We start from the raw sequence: 24,145 nt of genomic DNA, 5'->3' as shown, positions 1-24,145 counted from the left end.
GTTTTTCGAACTCCGAATCATGTAAAAAATTCTTGACACACGTGCTCCCGGTTCTACGGTTGTGATGTAAAAAATTATTTACATCTGGAGATGTCATGACATTCACAGAACGGTATACCTGGGCGGGGCTCATCCTTAGCATCGCTACCTTCGCCGCATACTGGATCGTCGTCGTCATCCGCGCGGCCTCGGACGTGCTTCCCTTCGCCGAGGTCGCTTGGCAGGGTCCGATGCTCTGGGCCCTCATTCTCGGCGGCGGACTTTACGCGCTGGCCATGCTCGTATTGTGGATACGTGTTCGCGGCGAGGCGCGTACCGACGCCCGCGACCACGAGATCGAACGCTACGCGGCCACCGCAGGCAACGGCATCACGGGGGTCGCCGTGCTGGCGACGCTTGCCATGCTGCCCCTGGCCGCGCCGCTTTTCTGGACTGCCACGGTGCTGTTCGCCGGATCCTTCCTCGGCTCCGTCGTGAGCACGGGCGCCACGCTGTCCGCCTACCGCAGGGGGTTCTAGTGGGCGGCTCCAAACCCACCAGGGTCACCAACTGCATCCGCGATCTGCGCACGGAGCTCGGGCTCACCCAGGCCGGCCTGGCAGCCACGCTCGGCGTCTCGCGCCAGACCGTCATCGCCATCGAACAGGGACGCTACTCGCCCTCGCTCGAAATGGCATTCCAAATCGCACAGTCACTGCGCGTCCCGCTCGACGAGGTCTTCTCCTACCAGGGGGACGACGCGTCCTGACCCGCCGATGCCTAGCGCCGCGCAACGCTAGCTCCATGGCGTCCCACCGCCTAGGGACCGTGCCCGCGGCACGGAGCCTGGGCTTCCCATACCCTTTTGGAGTTCCCATGCGTGCACTATTGCAGCCCGTCTACGGCGAGGCCCACACCCTAACGATGGGCGACGTGCCCGTCCCCGAGCCGGCCAGGGGCCAGGTGCTGGTCCGGGTGGCCGCCGCCTCGGTCAACGCGGCCGACGTTTTCCTCATGCGCGGCGTGCCCCGCATGGTGCGGCCGGGCCACGGGCTGAAGCGCCCGGCCCGGCGCAGGCTCGGCCTTGACCTGGCGGGTGTGGTGGCCGACGTCGGCCCCGGGGTCATTCGCTGGAAGCCGGGCGACCCGGTGTTCGGGCAGGGCCTCGCCACCTTCGCCGACTGCGCCTTGGCCAGGGAGCACCAGCTCGCACCGCTTCCCGACGCGATATCCCCGGAACATGCCGCGGCCGTTCCAGTTGCGGGAACCACCGCGCTGGGCGCCGTCGACGTCGCGCGGGTGGCCCCGGGCCAGCGGGTTGTGGTGACCGGAGCGGCCGGCGGCGTCGGCCAGTTCGCCGCGCAGCTGGCGGCGCTGCGCGGCGCCGAAGTCATCGCGGTGTGCTCCGGGCGAAACATCGAGCGGGTGCGGTCGCTGGGGATCGAGCACGTCCTGGACTACGAAACCACGAGCCCGCTGGACACGCCGATTCCCTACGACGCAGTGATCGACAACGCGGGCGCCGCGCGCATCCGCGACTGGCGCCGCGTCGTGGCGCCCGGCGGGTCCATCCTGCCCAACAGCGGAGTTCCCGGGCCTGACGGCGGCGCCCTGATGCGCGTGTTCAAGGCCCAGTGGCACGGGCTCATCGCTTCGCAGCGGGTGCGCGTCTTCACGGGGAAGGTCACCGCGCCGGCGCTCACCGAGCTGGGCGTGCTGCTCGCCGCGCAACGCATCTCCCCGCTGCTGGACAGTATCTACCCGCTGGAGCAGGCGCCGCAGGCGCTGGCCGCGGCGGGCACCCACCACGCACGGGGCAAAATCGTCATCTCCATCTCGCCGCTGGAAAGACACGCGTCATGAGTAGGCGGAGCTTGTCGGCGGGATGGTGTTCTGCGGGCTCGGCGCGTTCCAATTCCTGCGCGGGCTGCGCGACCGGCATCCGCGGTACCACCGGATCGCGGGCCGGATCGTGCTTCCGGCCGGGTTGGCGATGGCGTTGAGCGGACTGTGGATGACGCAGATGTACGACTTCGTGCCCGAGCAGAGCTGGCCGGTGCGCGCGGTGCGCCTCCTGTTCGGATCGGCCACCGCCGTCGGCCTGGTGCTGGCGCTGGCGGCGATGCCGCCGAGGACCTCCAAGCCAGCGTGGCCCCGATCCTGCTCGCCTGGGCCATTCGCGAGGGCCGGACCATCGCCATCCCGAAAGCCTCAACAATTGCGCATGTTGAAGAAAATGCAGCGGCAGCCGCGTTGGAGCTCACAAGCCGCCATTTAGAGGTCATTGACCCTGCGTTCCCCACCTGTGCGGGAAACACCGTTGGAAATGTTATGGGTGCTACTCCGAAGGTTCGAGAAACTCATTTGAGTCAGTTGACGACAACTTTTCGAGAACATTGAATTTGGATTAATTTCACGCAAATCGAGCTTTTTTGGAATGTTACGAAGAAAAGCCTTATTGTTTCGAACATGTGAGGAATTTCAGCTTCTGGTTCGTGCACGGCTTTGCCGCTATGAACTTCTGAGTTTTGCGCGCGTATTTTCGCCAACTGTCGAATAACCGGAAAATCCTAGCCGTTGACCGGGACATTATTGCTAGTAAAGTCGCTACTGAATACCCTCAAAACTACTTGGGTTGCGAGGCAATGCTACTTGACCGGCTCAACCTGGGAGTTTGATATTAGTAGGATGACTGGCTTCCATATTGAGCGCCGAGACATACTGCCTTCCCGTGTCAAAGCGCTGGACACGGCACTCGAAGCAGCACGCACCGGCGGTCCGATATTCATCATCGGGGACGTCGGGTCTGGACGCACGACGTTTTCGCTGCAGCTGATGGATCGCATTGAATCCAATTTCATTTGGATTGTCGGTTCCAAAGCGCTGAGCTCCGTTCCCTTTTCCACGTTGAGCGTCCTCGCGACCCAACTGCCCAACGGATCCACAGGCACGTCGCCCACGGAGCTGGTCACGGGCATCGGCCGAGCCACGAGCGAACGCACCCAGTGGATTTTCCTGGACCAGGCGGAATACGTGGATCAGCAAAGCGCCGCTGTCCTCAAGCAGTTCGCTACCGCCGGAAACATTCGCCTGGTGGTCGCCACGGCGGCAGTACGATCGCTGCCCTCGGAGCTGCGCTCCCTGATTTCCTCCCCGAGTTTCATGCGCATAGAACTTGCGCCCCTCTCCTACGACGACGCGAACCTGATACTCTCCGAGATCCTCGGCGGCGCCGTCAATTCGAGCGCAGTCACTTCGCTGCTGGAATTCTCCGGCGGACATGCGCTGCATCTGCGTGAGCTGGCCCTTGATGCCCAGTCCACCGGGGCGCTGACCAAGCAGCAGGACTACTGGACGCTCAACAGGGCCTGGACACCGCATGGGAAACGCACCACGGAACTGATCAACGCCCGCTTGAGCGACCAGCCGGAAAACGTCAGGGAGGCCCTGGAACTCCTGGCGGTCACGGGTCCGGTCACTCTGCCGGTGGCCCGCAAACTCATGGGCCAGTCAATCTATGATGCCATCGACGCCGACTTGGTCCGCCTCGACCTCGTTTCGGAGAACCCCATTACCGGCGAGCGCACGGAGCGCGTCCGGCTGGGGGCGGGGCTCTCCTCGCAACTGGTTTTCAGCAGTTTCGATTCGTCCACGCTGCGCCGGCATATCAAGACCATCGAGGAGAAGCTGTCCTGGGAACTTTTCGACTCGGCCTCGCGCAGCCGGTTCACCAGGCATCGGCTGGAGATGGGGCTGACCGTTCCGATTCGCGAGCTGCTCTTTGATGTCGAGCAGTCAACCAGCGCGCGGCAGTTCTCGCAGGTGATCGCGTTGACCGATTTGCTGGACCAGCAGCGAGTCGACTCCCCCGACCAGCTGGAATCGTTGCTGATTGCCCGCGCGGATGCGTTGTATGAGCTTGGCAAGCCGGAGGCCGCATTGGCCTTGCTGCAGGAGCACCTGCCAACGGGTTCGCCGGAGATCCGCTTTGTCGCCGCCAAGATCGCTTATGCAAGTCTAGGGCGGCTCGCAGTGGCTGAGCAGATCCTGGAACCCCGCCCGGGCGATCCGCCAGGCGTTGCCGCGTATCTGCTACTGATCCGCTCGCGGGCCAATAAGGTTGTTGATATCGCGTCCTTGCGCGAGTATGCGTCGATGCCCGAGCTGCGCAGTGAAGGTCGGGCCGCATGCCTGGCCCATGTGCTGATCGAGAAGTCCTACGCCGGGTTGGCCGAGGAGGCGATGGCCGAGTACGTCCGGATTTCGTCCTCGCCGGAGTGGAAGACGTGGCCTGCCTCGGTTCGGTCCGAACTGGTCTTCGCGTTCCCGACGATCGCGTTCGCGCTGGGGATGAATCCTGCGCAGTTTGCCCAGTTGACGGTAGGTGACGATCTCAAGGAGGCGAACGCCGATCACGGGAACGTCATGGTGAGCATCGGCATGGGCTATCTGGAGTCCGGGTTGGCTTCGCAGGCCTTGGCTGCGTTGGAGCAGGCCATCGGCTTGCTGTCGGTGGGCGACCCGTATTTGGTCAAGGGGTTTGCAGCGGCGTTTGCCGCGTATGCCGCCTCCCTGCTGGGCGACCGGTCCAAGGCGTCGTACTACCTGGACATGTCGCGTGCTCAGCCCGAGGTTTCGGGTCAGATCCTGCGCCCGATCGCCGAGCGTTCGCTCCTGTCGGTGGTTTTGGATCTTGAAGGCGAGCAGGCCGCTGAGGAGTATCTGCACAAGCTGCTTGCTGAGGCCGAAGGATTCGGCCGGAAGAACCTGGTGATGCGCCTGCTGCTCGAAGCGTGGCAGTGCGGGCTGGTGGCCGATGCTTCACGCCTGTCGGAAGCTGCGTTGCAGGTGCAGGGGCCGCTGGCGGCGACGCTGGCGGGGTATCAAGCGGCGCTTGAGGATCCGGCGGAGCTGAATGTGGGACAGCTTGTGCAGGCCCATGTCGATGGAGGGCAGCTACTGCTGGCTGCCCAGCTGGCGGCGAGCGCCGCGGAGCGTGCTCGGGTTTTGGGCCGGCGCACGGTGGCCACTCATCTGCTGGGGCTTTCGGTCGAAATCGCCCAGCCGCTGGAACAGGTTAATACGCCAGCACTGGGTCGGGCGCGTGTTGATGAAGCGCTGTTGACGGCTCGTGAATTTGCAACGTGCGTGCGTGCCGCATCGGGGGCGAGCAATCACGAGATCTCCCAGGAGCTGTTTTTGTCCCCGCGTACGGTGGAGGGACACCTGCAGCGCTCGTATGCGAAATTGGGTATCACGGACCGTCGGCAACTGCTGGCGGAGCCTGTCGCGACGGATGATGAAGTGCTCCCGGCCACAGAGCATACTCTAGCCCTACCTATTTCCGAGCGATGGCCTACCTAGTCGTCTGGTTTTGTTCCTTAAATGTCCATACTTACGCATATGATGATTCTTGTTCGATCAACCTATGCGATGGGTTCTTGGGGGAATCACAGTAGTTGATGGAGCGGATCACGGGATTTTCGATTGCAATCACTCGCAATGAGCGCATATGACTCCCACCGATACAGACCGGTGCCAGCATCATTGATGCTGGCACCTTGTCGTTAAGCTTTGTGACGCCATGCCACGCTCCATATTCGAAGCTATGTTCGAATCGGTGGTTTGAAGGTGTCTAAACCCGCGTTTTTCGAGACTTATTGCTTCAAACATGACGTAGACAACAGAGTTTCGGTCGTAAATAGGCGCATGTCAATGGGTGAGACCATAATGGGAGTGAACAGTTCGTCAGGTCATTGCACGTGGCCTGCCCCGAACCAGCCCCTCGCCCCCGTCCGAAAGGCGTCTCTCCGTGAAACGCGCGCTCTTTGAAGAAGACCACGAACAGTTCCGCGAACTTGCCGTTGAGTTCAACGCCCGGCAGATCGCCGGTAAGTATGCGCAATGGGAAAAAGAACACCAGATTCCCCGCGAGGTGTGGCAGTCCGCCGGGGAGAACGGATTGCTCGGTCTCGCGGTGCCGGAAGAGTTCGGCGGCATGGGCATCGACGACTACCGCTTCCGCGTCGTGCTTGATGAGGAGTTCGTCCGTTCGGGGCACCTTGCGGTGGCATTGGCCCTGCACCTGCATGACGACCTCGTGCTCCCCTACCTGCTGGCCTACGGGTCGCAGGACCTGAAGCAGCGCTGGCTTCCGCGGTTCGTGGACGGATCCACGATCACCTCCTGCGCCTTCACCGAGCCGGGTGCCGGGTCGGATCTGCGAGGGGTGCGCACCAAGGCAGTGCGCGACGGGGACGACTGGCTGGTCAGCGGCCAGAAGACCTTCATCGGCAACGGCGCCTACGGCGATGCGGCAGTGGTGCTGGCCCGCACGGACGGGCAGACCGCGCGGGCCGGGGAGGATTCGTTCACCCTGTTCATGGTCGAGCGTTCCGAGGGCTACTCGAACGGGCAGCCATTCGACAAGATGGGCCTGCGCGCTTCCGACACCGCAGAGCTGTTCTTCGACGAGGTGCGCGTTTCCGACGCCGATCGCATCGGCGAGGTCGGCCAGGGGCTCGCATACGTCAAGGAGCAGCTGCCGCAGGCGCGCCTGGCGATCGCAGTAGCGGCCAGCGCCATCTGCACCGCCGCATTCGACCAGGCCCTGGCCCATGCCGGCGAGCGCTCCGCCTTCGGCCAGGCGCTGACCGGCTTCCAGAACACCCGCTTCGAGCTGGCGGACCTGAAGACTGAGGCGCATGTCACCCAGGCCTTCGTCGATCGCGCGGTCCTCGCGTTCAACGAGGGAGAGCTCGACGCGCAGGAGGCGGCCGAGGTGAAGCTTTGGGCTAGTGAAAGCGCGAAAAAACTCACCGACAAGGCCCTGCAGATCCATGGCGGGTACGGCTACATCATGGAGTACCCGATCGCGCAGTCGTTCACCGCATCCCGCTTGCTGACCATTTTCGGTGGCACAAGTGAGATCATGCGTGAAACTATTGGACGAGCACTCTAAGCACTTTTTGGAAAGGAACTGATCACGTGCCAATTCGGCAGATCACCGTCTACGGGGAACCCGTCCTGCACAAGCGCGCCGTGGAGGTGACGCAGTTCGACGACGAGCTTCGCCACCTGGTGGCGGACATGCACACCACCATGGATGCCGCGCACGGCGTAGGCCTGGCCGCTCCGCAGATCGGCCTGGGGCTGCGCATGTTCACCTACGTCTACGCGGACCAGGACGATGCCCCGGAGCGCGGCGTGGTGATCAACCCGAAGCTGACCCTGTCCAAGGTGTCCCAGGGTGTTCCCGACGCCGAGGACGACTCCGAGGGCTGCCTGTCGGTGCCGGGGCTGGATTTCCCGCTCAAGCGCGCCGACTACGCCAAGGTGGAGGGCTTCGACGAGTTCGGCAATCCGATCTCCTTCGAGGCGCACGGCTGGTTCGCCCGCATCATGCAGCACGAGTACGACCACCTGGACGGCCTGCTGTACGTGGACAAGTTGCAGCCGCGCTGGGAGAAGCGCTGGAAGAAGGCCAAGAAGTCCCTCGGCTGGGGCGTGCCGGGCAATACCTGGCTTCCGGGCACCGATGCGGACCCGTTCGGCCACTAGGCCCTGAACTCCAGATACCGCTGATGCAGCGCCGCACCGAGTCGATCGGTCGGCGCTGTTTGCGCGTTCCACGGCCTTTCGGCCTTGCCCGAACGCAGCCAGAAGGGCTTGACCATGCCGTTGCTGCCCGGGCCGATCTGCGCGCGCAGCCGCTCGTCGGCGACCAGCGAGCGGTCCGCGTAGGACAGGTAGTACTCGTCGAAGTGCCCCAGCAGGCGCAGCGGAAGCCTGGAGGGAAGATCCGCCGCCAGCGCCGGGCAGGCGAAGAGCAGGTAGAGCTCCTCGCCGTGGGTGTCCCGCCCCACGCAGAGCAGCTCTGAACCCAGCTCGGCGGCCGCCGTCTTGAGCTGCGTGAGCGTCTGCCCGGTATACCAGGCGGCATCCCTGATGCTGGCAGGTCCATGGCCCGCCAGATAGCGCCTGAGCAGCTCCTGCAACGGCTGGGCGGGCTGGAGGTCCGGTGCGGCCAGGCGATCAAGCAGGATGAAGTCCTGGCCGGCGAGCCCCGCGCCCTCGGGAACCGGCCCCAGGCACAGCAGGCCCTCCATGACCAGGCACATAAGCAGGTGCACCCCGCGTTGCGCGGAGGTCTGGATTCCGCGCTCGTTGAGCATGTCGAACAGGCCGGCACGGCTCGCGTGGCCCCGCTCTTCCAGGTGGGCGGCGATCAACGTCCCGGCGGCGTCGATGCCGGCCGCGGTGATCTGCAGTTCGCGCAGGCGCGAGCCCATGGCCTTGAGCGTGCGCTGGCGTGTGGCCCGCACCAGCCACCGCACGTCGGCGGCGGCGCAGATATGCAACGTGCCGCGCATGGTCCAGGAGCGCACCAGTTCCCCCGAGGCGAACAGCGCGTCAATGCGCGCCCTGCCGATGCCCTTTCCCGAACGCTGGGCGAGCGCGTAGCGCCCGGCTGCCAGGTCCTGGGATTGGAGCGCCAGCATGCGTTCCGCGGACGCGGGGATGGAGCCGGCAGGTTCCAGCAGCAGCTGGTTCGCCATGCGCAGCTGAAGGATGCGCCGCGGCGGCAGGTGCTCGGTCATCGAGATCGCATCCTATGCCAGCGGCGTGCGGATCCACTCGGCGAGCGCCTGCCTGAGCAGGGACCAGCTGGCGGCGGTGTCGAAGGAGGTCGCCAGGTGCGAATCGCTGAGCCGGTGCATGCAGTACCCGGCCCAGGGCACCACCGTGAGATCCGTCAGCCCACGCTCCCACGCAGCGACCAGCACCGGTTCCACCTGGGGGCCGCGCAGCACCGGGTCGAGGTCGATACCCAGCAAGGGATCGAACATTTGTTCCCATTGCTCGAATGCGGTGAGGTCGATCCCCGCGCGTCCGTACTGCGCGGTCCAGAAATCGTTGTCGGTGGCGCGGCTCGCTGCCGTGGTGATGGCCGCGAGTCCGGGGACACGATGGGCACCGTGCGCCTTCACGCCCCAGGCGTTCGACCAGGTGCGCATCCACCGCCGCTCCCACAGGTTCCGTGCGGCTTCATCCGGCATGGCGGAGGACCCCGTTTCGGGAACCGGGTTCAGCTCGGGCAGGGCGAGGTCTTCAGCGAGGCCCCAGGCCTGTCGGATGAACAGCAGCATCCGGATCGGCTGCGCGTGGTCGTCCGTGGCCAGCGACATGTCCGCAGGCCACGAACTCTGGCGCAGGGCCGGGTTCGTTGATCGCATCATGCCCCGAGCTTGGCACAGGACGCCTCCACTGGCAACAGATTTCCGGCCGCCGGGACTATGTCAGGCTCCACCGGTTCCGGCCCAGGCTCCAACGCCGCCCCTCCAGATCGATATGCACCCTGGTCTTTGCTCCCGGACGCAGAAAGCGCCGGCGTTGTTCAATGTGCGCCTCGCCGCGAAGATAGACCCGCAGCGCGCGGCAGAGCCTGCCGAGGTCGAAGTCCGCGTCGGATTCGTCATCCAGCAGCGCGCAGTGGACGCCGAGCTCCGGTATGAATGCCTCCAGCCAGACGCCGTCGAGACGGATGAATGCGGTGCGGCTCGGATCCGCGGTGCTGCCGACGAGCACCGAATACCGCGGCGGGTTCTCGCGCAGGTCGGTTTCCAGGACACTGAAGCCCTCGGCGAAGGTCGCCGCGACGACGCGATCCAGCCGCGTGCTGAGCTCGTTTGGCATGCCACCAGCCTACCTCCGCCTCCGACGCAGCCTCGGGTATTCCGGCGGGTCAGGGATTCGGCACCCGGGAGACGCTGCGTCCGATCTGCCATCGCTGCCCGTCAGCCTCAACGTGGACTACCGGAGTCGTCCCGGAGCGGAACAGCCGGCACCGGTGCTCAAGGAGGGTGTTCCCCTCAAGGTAAACGCGCACCATCCGGCACAGGCGGTGCAGCTCGGCTTCCTTGCCGGCCTCGTTGTCATCATCGTCGACAATGCCCGTCCGCACATCGTGGTCCGGGAAATCGACGTCCAGGTGGATCGGGTCGATCCAGATCACCGCGGCGAGACCGGTCCCGCAGTTGCACATCACCACCGAGTACTGCGGCGGGTTCTCCCGGGAGGCGTCCTCGACCACGATGAAACCCCGGCCGAACACCTCCCCGGTGACCCGGCACAGCATGGATTTCAGCTCGATCGGCATTTCCCGAGTCTACAGCGGGCCTGCGGCCCTCCGGACCCCGCTGCCCGCGGTGCGCAACAAATAGAACAACCCCATGGCCATGCAGATGCCCAGCGTCAGATAGGCAGAGAGCAGGACGGCCGCCGCGGCCAGCACGTAGATGGGCATCGATACCAGGCCGCGCAGCAGGATCGAGCGCGTCTGCCGGGCATCAAGCGTTTCGCGCAGCAGGTGCGGGCGGCGCTTGGACAGGTGGTATTGCAGGGCGAAAAAGACCAGGGAGGTTAGCAGGAACGATCCGGCGTAGATCACGGCTGCCAGCACCCCGTCGGAAAAAGCCTCGACGCGTCCAGTCCCGCTCAGCTCGGCGCCGTGTCCCGGTGCCATGGCAGCCCCCTTGCCGCATTTCTTGCCCCGATGGGTTGCGACTCTACTCCTTGGCGGCCTCCGCGGAGCCGCCGGCACCGGATTTCCCGCGCGGGACGCGTCCGAAGGACGCCCAAGGGGCCGCACCCCGCGTGCCGAAGCACGGGTGTGCGGCCCCTTGGTGGAGCGTATCGCTGCGAAGAGACTAGGCGGTGACTGCCTGGGCCTTCACTGCAGGCACCGCTGCCGGGTGGGTTCCGGCCATGGTCTCGATGACGCGGACAACCTGGCAGGAGTAGCCGAACTCGTTGTCGTACCAGACGTAGACGACGGCGTTCTTGCCGGTGGCGATGGTCGCGAGGCCGTCGACGATGCCGGCGCGGCGCGAGCCGACGAAGTCGGTGGAGACGACGTCAGGCGAGTCGATGTAGTCGATCTGCTTGTGCAGCTCGGCGCCCAGCGAGGTTTCGCGCAGGTAGTTGTTCAGCTCGTCCTTGTCGGTGGCGGTCTCCAGGTTGAGGTTCAGGATCGCCATGGAGACATCCGGGGTAGGAACGCGGATGGCGTTGCCGGTCAGCTTGCCTTCCAGCTCCGGCAGGGCCTTAGAGACGGCCTTGGCGGCACCGGTTTCGGTGATCACCATGTTCAGGACCGCCGAGCGGCCGCGGCGCTCGCCCTTGTGGAAGTTGTCGATCAGGTTCTGGTCGTTGGTGAACGAGTGAACGGTCTCGACGTGGCCGTGGATGACGCCGAACTTGTCGTTCAGGGCCTTCAGGACCGGGGTGATGGCGTTGGTGGTGCACGATGCGGCGGAGACGATCTTGTCATCGGCGGTGATGTCGGAATCGTTGATGCCGTGCACGATGTTCTTCAGGCTGCCCTTGCCCGGTGCGGTCAGCAGCACGCGGGCAACGCCCTTGGACTGCAGGTGCTGGGACAGGCCTGCCTCGTCGCGCCAGCGGCCGGTGTTGTCGACGACGATGGCGTTGTCGATGCCGTAGGCGGTGTAGTCGATGGTGGCCGGGTCGTTCGAGTAGACGACCTGGATCAGGGTGCCGTTGGCGAGGATGGTGTTGTTTTCCTCGTCCACGGTGATGGTGCCGTCGAAGCGGCCGTGCACCGAGTCGCGGCGCAGCAGCGAGGCGCGCTTGATGATGTCGTCATCCGAGCCCTTGCGCACGACGATGGCGCGCAGGCGCAGGCCGTAGCCGCCGCGCTCGATGAGGATGCGGGCCAGCAGGCGGCCGATGCGGCCGAAGCCGTACAGGACCACGTCGGTTGGCTCTGCGTCGGTGGCGCCGGCCTGGCCGACCTTGGCGCCCAGCTCAGCGGAGACGAATTCGGTCAGGTCGGCGGAGCCGGACTCGACGAACTTCTTGTTCAGGCGGCCGAGGTCGACGGAAACCGAACCAACGTTCAGGGTTTCAATGACATCGAGAATTGCCTTGGTGGCATTCAGGTCCAGCTCTTCACCGTCGATGCGGCGCACCACGCGGTGGGCCTTGATGATATCGATGGCGGACTGGTTGATCAGCTTGCGGCCGTAGATGGAGGTCACCACATTGTTCTTGCGGTAGAGACGTCCGATCAGTGGAATCATGGCCTCGGCGAGCTCTTCGCGCCCGCTCCATTCTTCCTGGGCAACGACAGACTGCTGGGTCACAGAGAATCCTTCCAAATCAGCCGGCTTGCAGATCCATAAAGCCGGTTGGCACCGAGAGAAGCACCATTGCTTTTGCGGTGGTGCGGGGTAACAGGATCATCCCCGCAAGTACGTTTTCCATTCTAGTCGGTGCACGGAGTTTCCACAGGCTTGCGCCTGTGAATCATCTCACCGTTCTGGAGTGTGCGAATGGGATGGCCGATACGCCGGGTTTTGTCCCGCCGAAGCGGTGACGGTCATCTATCTACGACTGCCGTTGCCGACAGCCTCTAGCGGTCCACCCGACTGCATGGGGCGAACAGCCCTCGTAACGCAGTCTGTCTGACCTTGCTCCGAGTGGGGTTTACCGAGCCATCCCGGTCACCCGGGATGCTGGTGGTCTCTTACACCACCGTTTCACCCTTACCAGGAGAACCTGGCGGTCTATTTTCTGTGGCACTGGCCTGCGGGTTACCCCGAGTGGGCGTTACCCACCACCCTGTTCTGTGGAGCCCGGACGTTCCTCGGGACAATTGCTTGCCACGCGACCGTCTGGCCATCCCATTCACCACTAGTCTAGTACCTTTGCGAACAACATCGTGTCCAGTGCCACCGGCGAACTGGCTCACACGGGCTGCGGGTAGAAGTAGTCCTCCAGCAGCCGCAGCCAGATCTCGCTGATGGTCGGATAGGCGGGCACCGCGTGCCACAGGCGTTCCATCGGCACCTGCCCGGCGATCGCGATGGTGGCGGCGTGCAGCAGCTCGGCGACGTCCTGGCCCACGAAGGTCGCGCCGAGGATCACCGAGCGGGCCTTGTCGACGATAAGCGTCGCCCGGCCGGAATACCCGCTGGCATGCAGGCTGGCCCCGGCCACCGACCCCAGGTCGTGCTCGATGACCACGATGTCCAAGCCTTGGCTGCGCGCCTGCTTTGCGGTCAGCCCGACGGCTGCGACCTGCGGATCGCTGAACACCACCCGCGGCACGGCGCCGTGGTCGGCGGTCGCTGCCTGGGCGCCCCAGGGATCGTCGGCCAGCGGTTTCCCGGTGAGCCGGGCGGCGATCGCCCTTCCGGCGGCGCGGGCCTGGTACTTGCCCTGGTGGGTGAGCAGGGCGCGGGAATTCACGTCGCCCACCGCATACAGCCAATCGGTGCCGGGAACGAGCAGCGTGTCGTCGACCTCGCGTAGGGCCTCGGGCTGGATGCCGAGTTCCTCCAGGCCCAGATCGGCGGTGTTGGGTTTCCTGCCGGTGGACACCAGCAGTTCCTCGGCCTGCAGCACGGCGCCGTCCTCCAGCTGGACGCTGACCACGCCGTCGGGGCCGCGGTCCACGCGTGCCGGGGTGGCGCCCTCGCGCACGTCGACACCCCTGGCCTGCAGCGCCCGGGCCACCAGGTCCCCGGCATGGGGTTCCTCGGAGCCCAGCAGCCGGCCGCGGGCCAGCACCGTGACCTGGGCGCCAAGCGAACCATAGGCGAAGGCCATTTCGGTTCCCGCCACGCCGCCGCCGATGACGATCAGCCGGGCCGGGACCTGCTGGGCCGAGGTGGCCTCGCGGGTGCCCCAAGGCTCGGCGTCGGCCAGCCCGTCGATGGGCGGCAGCGCCGGGGCGGAACCGGCGGCCAGCACGACCGCGCGGGCGGTGTAGGCCTGCTCCCCCACCTGGACCGTGCGTTCCCCTGCCAGCCGGCCGTGGCCGCGCAGCAGCGTGATGCCCGCCGATTCCAGCCACTTGACCTGGCCGTCGTCTTTCCAGCCGCTGGTGAAGGCGTCGCGCCGGGCCAGCACGGCGGGCGCGTCGAGCGAACCGGTCAGCGCCTGCTGCGCTCCGGGCAGCCGCCGGGCCGCATCCAGCGCCTGGCCGCTGCGCAGCAGCGCCTTGGAGGGCATGCACGCCCAGTACGAGCATTCGCCGCCGACCAGTTCGGATTCGACGATGGCCGCCGACAGCCCGGCCCTGGCCGCGTAGTCGGCGGCGTTCTCCCCGGCGGGCCCGGCGCCGATCACTATGAGATCGAAGTCGGCCGCGGTCTTCGCTGGATCCTGCATGGTCCCTCCTTGTCCTGGGAGCGGCACACCCGCCCCTGGGGCCTCAGCCTAGTGAGACCGGGGCGTTGGCGATAGGGGCGCAGGCGGATGCCCAGCCGGAGGCTCAGTGGCGATAAGCTGGAGAGCGTGCTTATTTTGCTGCCGCCTTCAGAAGGCAAGACCGCCCACGCCGCCGGAACCCCGTTCGAGCTGACTGAGCTCTCGTTCCCCGAACTGACCGCGGACCGCGAGCTGGTGATTTCGGCGCTGTCGGAGGTTTCCGCGCGCGATGACGCGCTGGAACTGCTCGGGGTCGGGGCCTCGCTGGCCACCGAGGTCACCCGCAATATCAAGCTGCACACCGAGCCGGCGGCCCGCGCGCACGACATCTACTCGGGGGTCCTGTTCGAGGCCCTGGGTTATGCGAGCCTGGATGAGGCTTCGCAGCGGCGCGCCGACGCCTCGGTGGTGGTGGTCTCTGCATTGTGGGGCGCGGTGCGTTTCGGCGACCGGATCCCGCCGTACCGGCTGTCGATGTCGGTCAAGCTCGAGCCGCTGGGCAAGCTGGCCAGCTGGTGGAAAAAGCGCATGAGCGCGGTGCTCGACCAGGCGGCCGAGGGGCAGCTGGTCGTCGACGCCCGCTCCAGCACCTATGCGGCGGCATACAAGCCTGCCGCCGGGAACACCGTGGCGGTCAACGTCTTCCAGCTGCGCAACGGCACCCCCAAGGTGGTCTCGCACTTCGCCAAGCACACCCGCGGCGAGGTCGCCCGATTCCTGGTGCAGCAGTCCCAGGCGCCCACCACGGCGCAGGAGCTGCTGGAACTGGCCTCCACCAAGTGGGAGGCGAGCCTTATCGAGGACAAGAAGGGCACGGCGCTGAACATCCTGCTTCCGGAGGACCACCAGTTCACCACCGTGAACAAGGTGGCCTGAGCGCGGCTCAGCTGCCGGGCGCAGAAGCGACCAGCTCGACTTCGAATCCCGCTTCGTCCGCCAGGTAGGCGGCATAGTGCTGCCGCCCGCCGGCATACGGGTGGCGGTCGGCGAACAACAGGGTGAAGCCGTGGGCCAGCGCGTCGGCGGCCAACGCCTCGACCTACTGGGGGCTTCCTGCCTGGAAGGCCAGGTGGTTCAGCCCGGCCCGGGTGCGCTCGTGGGCGCCGGGCACCACGTCGGGCCCGGATTCCAGCACGATGTAGAAATCCCCGTGGCGGTAGCTGACCCCGGCATTCCAGCGCGATTCCAGCTCGAATCCCAGGTGCAGCAAGAGCCAGCCCAGCGACTTCTCGCTGGTTTCCAGGTCCTGGACCCACAGCTCCAGATGATGCAGCATCGGCGTCCCCTTAAGGGGTGAGGATGAAGTCCCAAGGGTCGGAATTGACTTGGGAAACCTCGATCTCGACCTCGTGGCCCAGATCCCGCAGCACGTTGCCCAGGGCCTTGGCCGCGGAGGACAGCCACACCCACTCGGAGGCGAAGTGCGAGACGTCGATCAGGTACGGGAAGCCCGACCCGGCGGCTTCGCGCGCCTCGCTGGCCGGGTGGTGGCGCAGGTCGGCGGTGACGTAGACATCTGCCTGGTGCGAACGCACCGCATCGAACAGCGAATCCCCGGCCCCGGAGCACAGCGCGACCTTGCGCACCAGCCCGGTGCGGTCGCCGGCCACGCGGATGCCGCCGGCCACGGCCGGCAGCACGGTGTAGACGCGTTCGGCGAAGTCCTCCAGCTTCATCGGCTTGTCCAGGAAGCCGACCCGGCCCAGCCCTTCCTCGGGCAGTCCGTCCTTGGATTCGACCAGCGGCACGCAGTCCTTGAGCCCGAAGGCGTCGGCCAGGGCGTCGTTGACCCCGCCCACGGCGCTGTCGGCATTGGTGTGCGCGGTCAGCAAGGCGGTCCCGGTCTCGATGAGCCGGTGGATCGCCTCGCCCTTGAAGTTGGTGCCGGCCACCTGTGTGACCCCGCGCAGCAGCAGCGGGTGGTGGGTGATCAGCAGGTCGGCGCCGCGGGCGATCGCGTCCTCGATGACGGCGAGGGTCGGGTCCACGGCCAGCACGACCTTGGACACCGGCGCGCCGGTGCGCCCTGCCACCAGTCCGACAGCATCCCAGTCCTCGGCCAGGGACTGCGGCCAGAGTTCTTCGGCTGCCTCCAGGACGTTGCCCAGGGTCGCAGCGCCGGCGCTGGTGCGCGCCTGCTGGTCCGCCGGCTCCTCGGCAACGGGCTTGAGCGCAGGAGGCGCCACCGCGGCATCTTGAGGCTGGGGTTCGTGCGAGTTGTTTGCCTTGCTCTGCATATGCCAAGCCTACGCGCTGGAACCGGCGATGGAACAGAATGCAACGCCGCGACGTTGGGATGTGTGTGAGTACTCTGAGCATTCAATCGCCCCATCATTTCACTGCCAGCCTGGACGTCGACGGCAAGCGGCTGACCACCTTCGTGCTGGCCGGCGGCTGCTTCTGGTGCCTGGACGCCGTGTACCAGCGCACCAAGGGGGTGGCCGCGGTCATCTCGGGCTACATCGGCGGGCATACCGCGGATCCGGACTACTACCAGGTGTGCACCGGAACCACCGGCCACGCCGAAGGACTCGCGGTGATCTTCGACGAAGACGTGGTGCCCGCAGAAGTCATCCTGGACATGTTCTTCACCATGCACGATCCGACCACCCTGAACCGCCAGGGCTACGACGTGGGAACCCAGTACCGCTCGGCCATGTTCCCGCTGGACGCGCAGCAGCGCGCCACCTTCCAGAAGGCCATCGACAAGTACGCGGGCCTATACCCCGATCCGATCGTCACCGCAATGGAAGAGTCGAAAGATTTCTACCCGGCCGAGGAAATCCACCAGGATTACTACACGAACAACTCCCGGGCGGGCTATTGCCGGGCCATCATCGACCCAAAGCTCGCAAAAGTCAGGAAATATTACGCTCAATGGCTAAACGAGGCCTGAGCGCCCAGCCGCCCCACTAGTGTTGGATATGAACCATTCGCGGTCAGCGCACTGCGGAACACGCTTGCAGACAAGTCACGTAAGGATTGCATAGAAGATGGCCAAGATCTACAACAATGTCACCGAAGTAGTTGGCGGAACCCCGCTGGTGAAGTTGAACCGCCTGAGCGAAGGCCTGCCAGGCAACATCGCGGTCAAGCTCGAATTCTACAATCCAGCCAACTCGGTCAAGGACCGCATCGGCGTGGCCATCGTCGACGCCGCCGAGAAGTCAGGCTCGCTGAAGCCCGGCGGCACCATCGTCGAAGGCACTTCCGGCAACACCGGCATCGCCCTGGCCATGGTCGGCGCGGCCCGTGGCTACAAGGTCATCCTGACCATGCCGGAGACCATGTCCACCGAGCGCCGCGTCATGCTGCGCGCCTTCGGCGCCGAGATCGTGCTGACCCCGGGTGCCGACGGCATGCGCGGCGCGGTCGAGAAGGCCAAGGAAATCGTGGCCACCACCGAGAACGCCATCTGGGCCCAGCAGTTCGCCAACGACGCGAACCCGCAGATCCACTCCGAGACCACCGGCCCGGAAATCTGGGAAGATACCGACGGCGCCGTGGACGTGCTGGTCGCAGGCATCGGCACCGGCGGCACCATCACCGGCGCCGGCCGCTACCTGAAGTCCAAGAAGGCCGACCTGCAGCTGGTCGCCGTGGAGCCGAAGGACTCTCCGATCCTCAACGGCGGCAAGCCGGGCCCGCACAAGATCCAGGGCCTGGGCGCCAACTTCATCCCCGAGGTGCTGGACACCGAGCTGTACGACGAGGTGCTGGATGCCAGCATCGACGACTCCGTCGCCACCGCCCGCGCGCTGGGCGTGAAGGAAGGCATCCTCGGCGGCATCTCCGCCGGCGCAGCCGTCTGGGGCGCCCTGCAGGTCGCGGCCCGCGAAGAGAACGCCGGCAAGCTGATCGTGGCGATCATCCCCGACTTCGGCGAGCGCTACATCTCCACCCTGCTCTTCGACGACATCCGCGGCTAGCCTGCCCTGCGCGAGATCTGAAAAGAAGTTCGCCGAAAAGTGAATAAATCGGCGCGAGCCACCGTTGAACCTTTAAGGGTTCGCAATGGTGCGGCTCGCGCCGATTTGCTGTGTGACATCTGTATTTCCGTCACGAAAACGACCAACCACTAAGGTAGAGTTCATGAGTTTCTTCTCCCGGCTACGTGAAGACCTGGCCACCGCCCGATCCCATGATCCGGCCGCGCGCAGTGACGTGGAAAACTTCTTCGTGTATTCCGGCCTGCATGCGATCTGGATGCACCGGCTGGCCCACCGCATGTGGCAGAACCCCGCGCTGCGTTGGCCAGCGCGCTTGCTCTCGCAGGCGAACCGCGCGATCACCGGCATCGAGATCCACCCGGGCGCGACCATCGGCCGCCGCTTCTTCATCGACCACGGCATGGGCATCGTCATCGGCGAGACCGCCGAGGTGGGCGACGACGTAATGCTGTACCACGGGGTGACCTTGGGCGGCCGTTCGCTGGCCAAGGTCAAGCGCCACCCGACCATCGAGGACCGCGTGGTCATCGGCGCCGGCGCCAAGGTGCTGGGCCCGATCACCATCGGCGCGGATTCGGCCATCGGCGCGAACGCCGTGGTGGTCAAGGATGCGCCGGCCGGCTCGATCGTGACCGGCATCCCGGCGCAGAACCGCCCGCGCACCCCCGAGCAGCGCCAGCCGGCCGTCGATCCGGCCGAGTACATCGATCCGGCCATGTGGATCTAGCCTGGGGCAGCGCCACGGCACCAACGGCACAGCGCCGGTACCCAGTGGGTACCGGCGCTGTGCCGTTGGTGCGGGAGGCTACTCGCCCAGCAGGTGCGAAGGCTTCTGGCCTTCAAGCAGCTCCACCGACTCGTCGGACGGATCCTGCGCCTGGACGCCGAGCTTGCCGCGGGTCAGCTTGTTCATGATCATCGCGATGGCGCCGTCGCCGGTCACGTTGGTCGCGGTGCCGAAGGAGTCCAGCGCGATGTAGGCGGCAAACATCAGGCCGACCTCGACCTCGCCGAAGCCCAGCATCTGCTGCAGCAGGCCGGCTGCCGCGGCGATCGCGCCGCCGGGGACGCCCGGCGCGGCGATCATCATGACGCCGAGCATCAGGATGAACGGCAGGTAGGAGCCGAAGGACACGTCGCCGCCGGTGAGCAGCAACACCGCGATGGAGAAGCAGGTGATCTTGACCATCGAGCCGGACAGGTGGATGGTGGCGCACAGCGGCACCACGAAGCCTGCCACGGCGTCGGCGACCTTGTTCTTCTTGGTGGAGGCGAGGGTCACCGGGATGGTGGCGGCGGAGGACGAGGTGCCCAGCGCGGTGAAGTAGGCGTCGCGCATGTTCCACAGCGCCTTGAACGGGTTCTGCTTGTTCATCGACCCGGCGACGGTGTACTGCAGCAGCAGCACCACCAGGGTCAGCGCGAAGGAGACGACGGCGACCAGCAGGAACTTCTGGATCACCACGACGGCCGAGCCGCTGGCGGAGAGGTCCAGGAAGATGCCGAAGATGAACAGCGGCAGGGCCGGCACGATGATGCGGCGGATGACGCCCTCGATGATCGCGCGGAATTCAACCACGCCGCGGAAGAGCACCTTGGAGTGGAAGGAGGTGATGCCCACGCCCACCATGAAGGCCAGCACCAGCGCGGTCATCACGCCGAAAACCGGCTCCAGGACGATGGCGGTGGCCGAGTCGGAGGCCGAGGCGGTCAGCGTCACGAAGGGTTCGAAGCCCGAGCCCTCGCCCTCGGTGATGGCTTCCACGCCGCCTCCGGCCAGCGGGCCGCTGAACAGCCAGATGCTGGTGAAGTAGGCCAGCAGGCCGGCGGCGAAGGTCGAGCCGTAGGCCACGACCGCGGTGAGGCCAAGCCACTTGCCGGCGCCCTTGCCGAGCTCCGCGATGGCCGGGGCGACCAGGCCGAAGATGATCAGGGGCACCACGAAGCCCAGGATGCCGGAGAAGATCGAGTTGTAGGTGAGGAAGGTGCTACCAAGCCAGAGCGGCATGACCGGCCCGAGCAGAATGCCCGCCACGATGGCCAGGACAATCCAGCCAAGCAGCGGTATCGATTTCAGCAGCTTCATGAGGTTCCTTTGGGGTGAGAGGTCAAAGCGATGCGATGCGCCCGCGGATTGTGTCGCAGCGCACCAAACAATGATAGAGGGTGGCCGGGGCGCACCGAAATTTCCCCGCGCGGGTCCGGTGTTAAGTAGGCTGGTTTCCATGACCCAGCACCCCGCAGACACCCACGACACCATCCGCGTCCGCCAGGCGCGGGAGAACAACCTCAAGGGCGTCGACGCCGACATCCCCAAGCGCCGCATCACCGCCTTCACCGGGGTCTCCGGCTCCGGCAAGTCCTCCCTGGTCTTCGGCACCATCGCCGCCGAATCCCAGCGGCTGATCAACGAGACCTACACGGCGTTCATCCAGACCTTCATGCCCTCCATGCCGCGCCCCGACGTGGAGGTGCTGGAAAACCTGTCCGCGGCGATCGTGGTGGACCAGGAGCGCATGGGCGCAAACTCGCGCTCGACGGTGGGCACCGCCACCGACGCCTACTCGCTGCTGCGCGTTTTGTACTCGCGCTACTCGGTGCCCAGCGCCGGCGGCGCCGGGGCCTACTCCTTCAACCTGGGCGAGGGCGCCTGCGCGGTGTGCGAGGGCTTCGGCACCGAGGCGAGCATCGACCTGGACGAGCTGCTGGACTGGGACAAGACCCTGAACGAGGGCGCGATCACCGCCCCGAACTTCGCCCCCGGCGCCTGGCTGTGGCAGACGCTGACCGCCGGCACCCAGGCGGACCTTGACGTCAAGCTGCGCGACATGCCTGCCGACATGCTTCACCGGCTGCTCTACGACCAGGCCGGGAAGGTGAAGCTGAACGGCGCGAACATGAGCTATTCAGGGCTGGTCACCCGCATCAAGTCCAACTACATCCATTCGGGCCGCGAGATCAAGCAGGCGCACATCCGCGACTGGATCGCCCGCATCTCCACCACCGCGCCGTGCTCGGCCTGCGACGGCTCGCGGCTGGGCGAGAAGGCCCGCGCCTCGAAGATCAACAACCTGGGCATCGCGGACATGACTGCGCTGCAGGTCTCGGACCTGCTGGCGGAACTCGACCAGCTGGACATTCCGGCCGCCGCTCCCCTGCTGGCCAACCTGAAGGCGGTGCTGGAGGCGATGGTGCAGATCGGCCTGGGCTACATCTCGCTGGACCGTCCGGCCGGGACCCTTTCGGGCGGCGAGGCGCAGCGCGTGAAGATGATCCGCCATCTGGGCAGCGCCCTGTCGGATGTCACCTACGTGTTCGACGAGCCCACCGTGGGCCTGCACCCGCACGATATCCAGCGCATGAACCGGCTGCTCGAAGACCTGCGCGACAAGGGCAACACCGTGCTGGTGGTCGAACACAAGCCGGAGGTCATCAAGATCGCCGACCACGTGATCGACCTGGGCCCCGGGGCCGGCGTGCATGGCGGACAGGTCACCTACAGCGGCGACGTGACCGGACTGCTGGCCAGCGGCACGCTGACCGGCAGGCACTTCTCCACCCGCATCCCGCTGAAGGCTTCGGTGCGCCCGGGGCGCGAGCCGCTGCCGATCCGCGGGGCGCACCTGCACAACCTGAAGAACGTGGACGTGGATGTGCCCACCGGGGTGCTGTGCGCGGTGACCGGGGTGGCCGGCTCGGGCAAGTCCTCGCTGATCCATTCGACGATCTCCAAGCGCGAGGACGTGGCGGTGGTGGACCAGTCGGCGATCCGCGGTTCGCGCCGCTCCAACCCCGCCACCTACACCGGGCTGCTGGAACCCATCCGCGCGGCCTTCGCCAAGGCCAATGGGGTGAAGCCGGCGCTGTTCAGCGCCAACTCGGAGGGCGCCTGCGAGCACTGCGGCGGCGTGGGCTTCACCTACACCGACCTGGTGTCCATGGCAGGGGTGGCGCTGCCCTGCGAGATCTGCGAGGGCAAGCGCTACAAGCCCGAGGTGCTTGAATACACCCTGGAGGGGCTGAACATCGCCCAGGTGCTGGACCTGAGCATCGAGGCCGCCGCGCAGCGGCTGAAGATCAAGAAGGCCGCCGCCATGCTTGAACGGCTGAACCAGGTGGGCCTTGGCTACCTGAAGCTCGGGCAGCCGTTGAATACGCTCTCGGGCGGCGAGCGCCAGCGCCTGAAGCTGGCGATCAACCTGGGCAAGGGCGCGGGCACCTACGTGCTGGACGAGCCGACCACCGGCCTGCACCTGGCCGACGTGCAGCGCCTGTTGGCCCTGCTGGACGAGATGGTCGATGAGGGCAACACGGTGATCGTGATCGAGCACCACCTGGCGGTCATCGCGCACGCGGACTGGGTCATCGACCTGGGCCCGGGCGCCGGGCACGAGGGCGGCACCGTGGTCTTCGAAGGCACCCCGGCCCAGCTGGCGGCCGCGGGCACCCTGACCGGCGAGCACTTGGCCGCGTACGTGAAGGACTGATGGTGCCATTCACGCTGCGCGCTGCGGGCCCGGCGGATGCACGGGAACTGACCCGGGTGCAGGTGCTCTGCTGGAAGCAGACCTATTCGGCCATGCTGCCGGCGGGCTTCTTCACCCCGGAGCACGAGGCTTCCCGGCTGGCCCAGTGGCGCCGGGTGCTGGCCGATCCGGCCTGCCAGGTAGCGCTCGCCGAGGGATCGGACGGCGGCCTGCTGGGATTCGCGATGGCCGCCAAGCCCTTCGGCGAGGCGGCGGCCGGCCTGCCGGTGGGCCGCCAGCTCTACAGCCTCTACGTGCTGGCCGAGCACCACGGCACGGGGGCGGGCCGGGCGCTGCTGGATGCGGTGCTGGGAACTGCGCCGGCCGTGCTGTGGGTGGCGCAGGGCAACGCCCGCGCCATTGCCTTCTACCGGCGCAACGGCTTCGCGCCGGACGGCACCACGATGACCGACCCTGCGATCCCGGGCATCACCGAGGTGCGGATGCTGCGCGTCGGGCAGCCGCCGCACCCTGGATCCATTTCCTAGCCCAGATCGACGTCCAAGGAGGACTCGGAGCTGACCTTGCCGCCGTCCGGGACGGTTCCGGTGATGGTGCAGGTCGGGGCCAAACGGACCCTCCAAACAGCAACCCGCAAGGTGCCGTAAACTCAAGCTCATGGAGACTTTCAAGCGCCGTCAGGTAGTCGATTTTCTGGTCGACGAGCTCGGCTACGACGCGCACCTGACGCCTTGGGGCATCTATATCGACATGCCGAACTTCGAGGACAATGGCCGCGCCGTCATCGAATGGCGCGTCTCCGAGCGCGACATCGCCAATCTGAATGGCCTCAGGATGCCGCGCGGCTTCGTCGGGGGCGCACCCTACGCAATGGATGAGCTCAGAGCCGCGCTCGCCTGCTTCACGGCAGAGCGCGGCATCATGAGAGGTTCCGGCATGCGCATCGAGCCTGCGTAGCCTCAGTCGGCTTCGGGCCTTGTTTCGTGTTCGAGGGAACCGCAAGCCGGCCAGCCCGGTCGGGCAAGCCGAAGGCCCGGCCCGCGGTTGGAATTCCGCGGGTCGGGCCTTCACCTACGAAGCGGCTCGACTGGCCGGACTAGGTGGCTGGACGCATCGAGGCCTTGGCGTGCGGCACGTAGGCCGGCGCATGGGCCACGGCGTATGCACCGACCTCGGCCAGGGCCAGGACCGTGAATGCATTGGCCGCATGCAGCAATCCGACCCATGGAGCGTCGAAGGCCAAGATGCCAATGGCGATCTGGACGGCCACCGCCGCGGCGAGCCACAAAGCCCACTTCAGCCCGGCATGGGCGAACAGGGCAACCACGATCAGCGCCAAAACGATGATCGGGAGAATCCCCTGCCCCAGCATGCCGTGGAAGATGGACGTAACCGGCGCTTCGCCAAGGACGGCGCCGTCCGTAGCCGCCTGGATCATCAGGAACGTTGACATGCCGATAAAGGCCGCTTGGACCACTAACTCAGTTGAAA

The 24,145-nt window shown here is 66.1% G+C and carries 27 protein-coding genes and 1 other RNA gene; 15 read left to right on the top strand and 13 right to left on the bottom strand.

Annotated features, from left to right (window positions below; all coding sequences use genetic code 11):
* The first annotated feature begins 95 nt into the window (after nucleotides 1-95).
* The 8 genes from RF641_RS02440 to def all read left to right on the top strand — a co-directional run bounded on the left by RF641_RS02440 (nucleotide 96) and on the right by def (nucleotide 7,539).
* Nucleotides 96-518 (top strand): hypothetical protein, encoded by a 423-nt coding sequence (locus RF641_RS02440; protein WP_424572415.1) that lies wholly within the window; start codon nucleotides 96-98, stop codon nucleotides 516-518.
* Nucleotides 518-748: a helix-turn-helix transcriptional regulator gene (locus RF641_RS02435; RefSeq protein WP_424572414.1), complete on the top strand. Its 231-nt coding sequence runs from the start codon at nucleotides 518-520 to the stop codon at nucleotides 746-748. Before RF641_RS02440 ends, RF641_RS02435 begins: the two co-directional genes overlap by 1 nt.
* Before the next feature lie 107 nt (nucleotides 749-855).
* On the top strand, nucleotides 856-1,842 hold the full coding sequence (locus tag RF641_RS02430; RefSeq protein WP_424572413.1) for an NAD(P)-dependent alcohol dehydrogenase: 987 nt from the start codon (nucleotides 856-858) through the stop codon (nucleotides 1,840-1,842).
* A 22-nt stretch (nucleotides 1,843-1,864) separates the two neighbouring features.
* Entirely contained in the window at nucleotides 1,865-2,257 is a 393-nt protein-coding gene (locus RF641_RS02425; RefSeq protein WP_424572412.1) for a DUF2306 domain-containing protein, read from the top strand.
* Nucleotides 2,155-2,379 (top strand): hypothetical protein, encoded by a 225-nt coding sequence (locus RF641_RS02420; protein ID WP_424572421.1) that lies wholly within the window; start codon nucleotides 2,155-2,157, stop codon nucleotides 2,377-2,379. Before RF641_RS02425 ends, RF641_RS02420 begins: the two co-directional genes overlap by 103 nt.
* Before the next feature lie 288 nt (nucleotides 2,380-2,667).
* Nucleotides 2,668-5,343, top strand: coding sequence for a response regulator transcription factor (locus tag RF641_RS02415; RefSeq protein WP_424572411.1), 2,676 nt, complete (start codon nucleotides 2,668-2,670; stop codon nucleotides 5,341-5,343).
* Nucleotides 5,344-5,791: 448 nt separating this feature from the next.
* The gene (locus tag RF641_RS02410; protein ID WP_047119017.1) at nucleotides 5,792-6,940 is read left to right on the top strand and encodes an acyl-CoA dehydrogenase family protein; all 1,149 of its coding nucleotides are present in this window, start codon (nucleotides 5,792-5,794) and stop codon (nucleotides 6,938-6,940) included.
* 26 nt (nucleotides 6,941-6,966) lie between these two features.
* On the top strand, nucleotides 6,967-7,539 hold the full coding sequence (gene def / locus RF641_RS02405) for a peptide deformylase (RefSeq protein WP_047119016.1): 573 nt from the start codon (nucleotides 6,967-6,969) through the stop codon (nucleotides 7,537-7,539).
* Here def and RF641_RS02400 read toward each other — a convergent pair.
* The 8 genes from RF641_RS02400 to RF641_RS02365 form a co-directional block, all read right to left on the bottom strand.
* Complete coding sequence (locus RF641_RS02400; RefSeq protein WP_424572410.1) at nucleotides 7,536-8,579, bottom strand: winged helix DNA-binding domain-containing protein; 1,044 nt, start codon at nucleotides 8,577-8,579, stop codon at nucleotides 7,536-7,538. The two genes, def and RF641_RS02400, sit on opposite strands and share 4 nt — an antisense overlap.
* A 12-nt stretch (nucleotides 8,580-8,591) precedes the next feature.
* Nucleotides 8,592-9,218, bottom strand: a complete 627-nt coding sequence (locus RF641_RS02395) for a hypothetical protein (RefSeq protein ID WP_424572409.1) — start codon at nucleotides 9,216-9,218, stop codon at nucleotides 8,592-8,594.
* Nucleotides 9,219-9,273: 55 nt separating this feature from the next.
* The gene (locus RF641_RS02390) at nucleotides 9,274-9,675 is read right to left on the bottom strand and encodes a hypothetical protein (protein ID WP_424572407.1); all 402 of its coding nucleotides are present in this window, start codon (nucleotides 9,673-9,675) and stop codon (nucleotides 9,274-9,276) included.
* 49 nt (nucleotides 9,676-9,724) lie between these two features.
* On the bottom strand, nucleotides 9,725-10,138 hold the full coding sequence (locus RF641_RS02385; RefSeq protein ID WP_424572406.1) for a hypothetical protein: 414 nt from the start codon (nucleotides 10,136-10,138) through the stop codon (nucleotides 9,725-9,727).
* 9 nt (nucleotides 10,139-10,147) lie between these two features.
* Entirely contained in the window at nucleotides 10,148-10,504 is a 357-nt protein-coding gene (locus tag RF641_RS02380) for a hypothetical protein (RefSeq protein ID WP_424572405.1), read from the bottom strand.
* A 184-nt stretch (nucleotides 10,505-10,688) separates the two neighbouring features.
* Nucleotides 10,689-12,146: a glyceraldehyde-3-phosphate dehydrogenase gene (locus RF641_RS02375; RefSeq protein ID WP_424572404.1), complete on the bottom strand. Its 1,458-nt coding sequence runs from the start codon at nucleotides 12,144-12,146 to the stop codon at nucleotides 10,689-10,691.
* A 186-nt stretch (nucleotides 12,147-12,332) separates the two neighbouring features.
* An RNA gene (gene rnpB / locus RF641_RS02370) (RNase P RNA component class A) lies at nucleotides 12,333-12,689 on the bottom strand.
* Between the two features lie 61 nt (nucleotides 12,690-12,750).
* Nucleotides 12,751-14,178 carry a dihydrolipoyl dehydrogenase family protein gene (locus RF641_RS02365; RefSeq protein WP_424572403.1) on the bottom strand — a complete coding sequence of 476 codons (1,428 nt, stop codon included), beginning with the start codon at nucleotides 14,176-14,178 and terminating at the stop codon, nucleotides 12,751-12,753.
* Between the two features lie 126 nt (nucleotides 14,179-14,304).
* On the opposite strand from RF641_RS02365, the gene RF641_RS02360 reads away from it, so the two are divergent.
* Entirely contained in the window at nucleotides 14,305-15,093 is a 789-nt protein-coding gene (locus tag RF641_RS02360; protein ID WP_053797994.1) for a YaaA family protein, read from the top strand.
* Nucleotides 15,094-15,100: 7 nt separating this feature from the next.
* On the opposite strand, the gene RF641_RS02355 is transcribed toward RF641_RS02360, so the two are convergent.
* Genes RF641_RS02355 through RF641_RS02345 form a run of 3 tightly spaced genes read right to left on the bottom strand, consistent with a single transcriptional unit; the run spans nucleotide 15,101 to nucleotide 16,454 of the window.
* Nucleotides 15,101-15,247 carry a hypothetical protein gene (locus tag RF641_RS02355; RefSeq protein WP_424572402.1) on the bottom strand — a complete coding sequence of 49 codons (147 nt, stop codon included), beginning with the start codon at nucleotides 15,245-15,247 and terminating at the stop codon, nucleotides 15,101-15,103.
* 9 nt (nucleotides 15,248-15,256) lie between these two features.
* Complete coding sequence (locus RF641_RS02350) at nucleotides 15,257-15,493, bottom strand: hypothetical protein (protein ID WP_424572401.1); 237 nt, start codon at nucleotides 15,491-15,493, stop codon at nucleotides 15,257-15,259.
* 10 nt (nucleotides 15,494-15,503) lie between these two features.
* Complete coding sequence (locus tag RF641_RS02345) at nucleotides 15,504-16,454, bottom strand: Nif3-like dinuclear metal center hexameric protein (protein WP_082344738.1); 951 nt, start codon at nucleotides 16,452-16,454, stop codon at nucleotides 15,504-15,506.
* Between the two features lie 131 nt (nucleotides 16,455-16,585).
* On the opposite strand from RF641_RS02345, the gene msrA reads away from it, so the two are divergent.
* From msrA to epsC, 3 genes are all read left to right on the top strand, one after another.
* Nucleotides 16,586-17,113, top strand: a complete 528-nt coding sequence (gene msrA, locus RF641_RS02340) for a peptide-methionine (S)-S-oxide reductase MsrA (protein ID WP_113608000.1) — start codon at nucleotides 16,586-16,588, stop codon at nucleotides 17,111-17,113.
* A 97-nt stretch (nucleotides 17,114-17,210) separates the two neighbouring features.
* Nucleotides 17,211-18,146 carry a cysteine synthase A gene (cysK, locus tag RF641_RS02335; protein ID WP_047119006.1) on the top strand — a complete coding sequence of 312 codons (936 nt, stop codon included), beginning with the start codon at nucleotides 17,211-17,213 and terminating at the stop codon, nucleotides 18,144-18,146.
* A gap of 163 nt (nucleotides 18,147-18,309) precedes the next feature.
* On the top strand, nucleotides 18,310-18,894 hold the full coding sequence (epsC, locus tag RF641_RS02330; RefSeq protein WP_053797996.1) for a serine O-acetyltransferase EpsC: 585 nt from the start codon (nucleotides 18,310-18,312) through the stop codon (nucleotides 18,892-18,894).
* Nucleotides 18,895-18,972: 78 nt separating this feature from the next.
* Here the strand turns inward: epsC and RF641_RS02325 are convergent, their stop codons facing one another.
* Entirely contained in the window at nucleotides 18,973-20,253 is a 1,281-nt protein-coding gene (locus tag RF641_RS02325) for a dicarboxylate/amino acid:cation symporter (protein ID WP_424572400.1), read from the bottom strand.
* Nucleotides 20,254-20,392: 139 nt separating this feature from the next.
* Here RF641_RS02325 and RF641_RS02320 point away from each other — a divergent pair, with 139 nt between their 5' ends.
* The 3 genes from RF641_RS02320 to RF641_RS02310 all read left to right on the top strand — a co-directional run bounded on the left by RF641_RS02320 (nucleotide 20,393) and on the right by RF641_RS02310 (nucleotide 23,611).
* Nucleotides 20,393-22,654: an ATP-binding cassette domain-containing protein gene (locus RF641_RS02320; protein ID WP_424572399.1), complete on the top strand. Its 2,262-nt coding sequence runs from the start codon at nucleotides 20,393-20,395 to the stop codon at nucleotides 22,652-22,654.
* Nucleotides 22,654-23,181 carry a GNAT family N-acetyltransferase gene (locus tag RF641_RS02315; protein ID WP_053797999.1) on the top strand — a complete coding sequence of 176 codons (528 nt, stop codon included), beginning with the start codon at nucleotides 22,654-22,656 and terminating at the stop codon, nucleotides 23,179-23,181. Before RF641_RS02320 ends, RF641_RS02315 begins: the two co-directional genes overlap by 1 nt.
* A gap of 130 nt (nucleotides 23,182-23,311) precedes the next feature.
* A complete protein-coding gene (locus tag RF641_RS02310) occupies nucleotides 23,312-23,611 on the top strand; it encodes a hypothetical protein (RefSeq protein WP_424572398.1) in 300 nt (99 codons plus the stop codon).
* Between the two features lie 139 nt (nucleotides 23,612-23,750).
* Here RF641_RS02310 and RF641_RS02305 read toward each other — a convergent pair whose 3' ends face one another.
* The gene (locus RF641_RS02305; protein WP_424572397.1) at nucleotides 23,751-24,107 is read right to left on the bottom strand and encodes a hypothetical protein; all 357 of its coding nucleotides are present in this window, start codon (nucleotides 24,105-24,107) and stop codon (nucleotides 23,751-23,753) included.
* Nucleotides 24,108-24,145: the final 38 nt, after the last annotated feature.

This window comes from Arthrobacter sp. 'calajunan' (assembly GCF_046940185.1).
Taxonomy (GTDB): Bacteria; Actinomycetota; Actinomycetes; order Actinomycetales; family Micrococcaceae; genus Glutamicibacter; species Glutamicibacter soli.
This window is presented reverse-complemented; position numbering and strand designations above follow the sequence as displayed.

What these genes read in the sequence shown, in the direction of transcription:
- RF641_RS02440 (WP_424572415.1), top strand. Translation starts at nt 96, where the DNA reads ATGACATTCACAGAACGGTATACCTGGGCGGGGCTCATCCTTAGCATC.
- RF641_RS02430 (WP_424572413.1), top strand. Translation starts at nt 856, where the DNA reads ATGCGTGCACTATTGCAGCCCGTCTACGGCGAGGCCCACACCCTAACG.
- RF641_RS02425 (WP_424572412.1), top strand. Translation starts at nt 1,865, where the DNA reads ATGGTGTTCTGCGGGCTCGGCGCGTTCCAATTCCTGCGCGGGCTGCGC.
- RF641_RS02415 (WP_424572411.1), top strand. Translation starts at nt 2,668, where the DNA reads ATGACTGGCTTCCATATTGAGCGCCGAGACATACTGCCTTCCCGTGTC.
- RF641_RS02400 (WP_424572410.1), bottom strand. Translation starts at nt 8,579, where the DNA reads ATGACCGAGCACCTGCCGCCGCGGCGCATCCTTCAGCTGCGCATGGCG.
- RF641_RS02395 (WP_424572409.1), bottom strand. Translation starts at nt 9,218, where the DNA reads ATGATGCGATCAACGAACCCGGCCCTGCGCCAGAGTTCGTGGCCTGCG.
- RF641_RS02390 (WP_424572407.1), bottom strand. Translation starts at nt 9,675, where the DNA reads ATGCCAAACGAGCTCAGCACGCGGCTGGATCGCGTCGTCGCGGCGACC.
- RF641_RS02385 (WP_424572406.1), bottom strand. Translation starts at nt 10,138, where the DNA reads ATGCCGATCGAGCTGAAATCCATGCTGTGCCGGGTCACCGGGGAGGTG.
- RF641_RS02380 (WP_424572405.1), bottom strand. Translation starts at nt 10,504, where the DNA reads ATGGCACCGGGACACGGCGCCGAGCTGAGCGGGACTGGACGCGTCGAG.
- RF641_RS02365 (WP_424572403.1), bottom strand. Translation starts at nt 14,178, where the DNA reads ATGCAGGATCCAGCGAAGACCGCGGCCGACTTCGATCTCATAGTGATC.
- RF641_RS02350 (WP_424572401.1), bottom strand. Translation starts at nt 15,493, where the DNA reads ATGCTGCATCATCTGGAGCTGTGGGTCCAGGACCTGGAAACCAGCGAG.
- RF641_RS02345 (WP_082344738.1), bottom strand. Translation starts at nt 16,454, where the DNA reads ATGCAGAGCAAGGCAAACAACTCGCACGAACCCCAGCCTCAAGATGCC.
- cysK (WP_047119006.1), top strand. Translation starts at nt 17,211, where the DNA reads ATGGCCAAGATCTACAACAATGTCACCGAAGTAGTTGGCGGAACCCCG.
- epsC (WP_053797996.1), top strand. Translation starts at nt 18,310, where the DNA reads ATGAGTTTCTTCTCCCGGCTACGTGAAGACCTGGCCACCGCCCGATCC.
- RF641_RS02325 (WP_424572400.1), bottom strand. Translation starts at nt 20,253, where the DNA reads ATGAAGCTGCTGAAATCGATACCGCTGCTTGGCTGGATTGTCCTGGCC.
- RF641_RS02320 (WP_424572399.1), top strand. Translation starts at nt 20,393, where the DNA reads ATGACCCAGCACCCCGCAGACACCCACGACACCATCCGCGTCCGCCAG.
- RF641_RS02315 (WP_053797999.1), top strand. Translation starts at nt 22,654, where the DNA reads ATGGTGCCATTCACGCTGCGCGCTGCGGGCCCGGCGGATGCACGGGAA.
- RF641_RS02310 (WP_424572398.1), top strand. Translation starts at nt 23,312, where the DNA reads ATGGAGACTTTCAAGCGCCGTCAGGTAGTCGATTTTCTGGTCGACGAG.
- RF641_RS02305 (WP_424572397.1), bottom strand. Translation starts at nt 24,107, where the DNA reads ATGTCAACGTTCCTGATGATCCAGGCGGCTACGGACGGCGCCGTCCTT.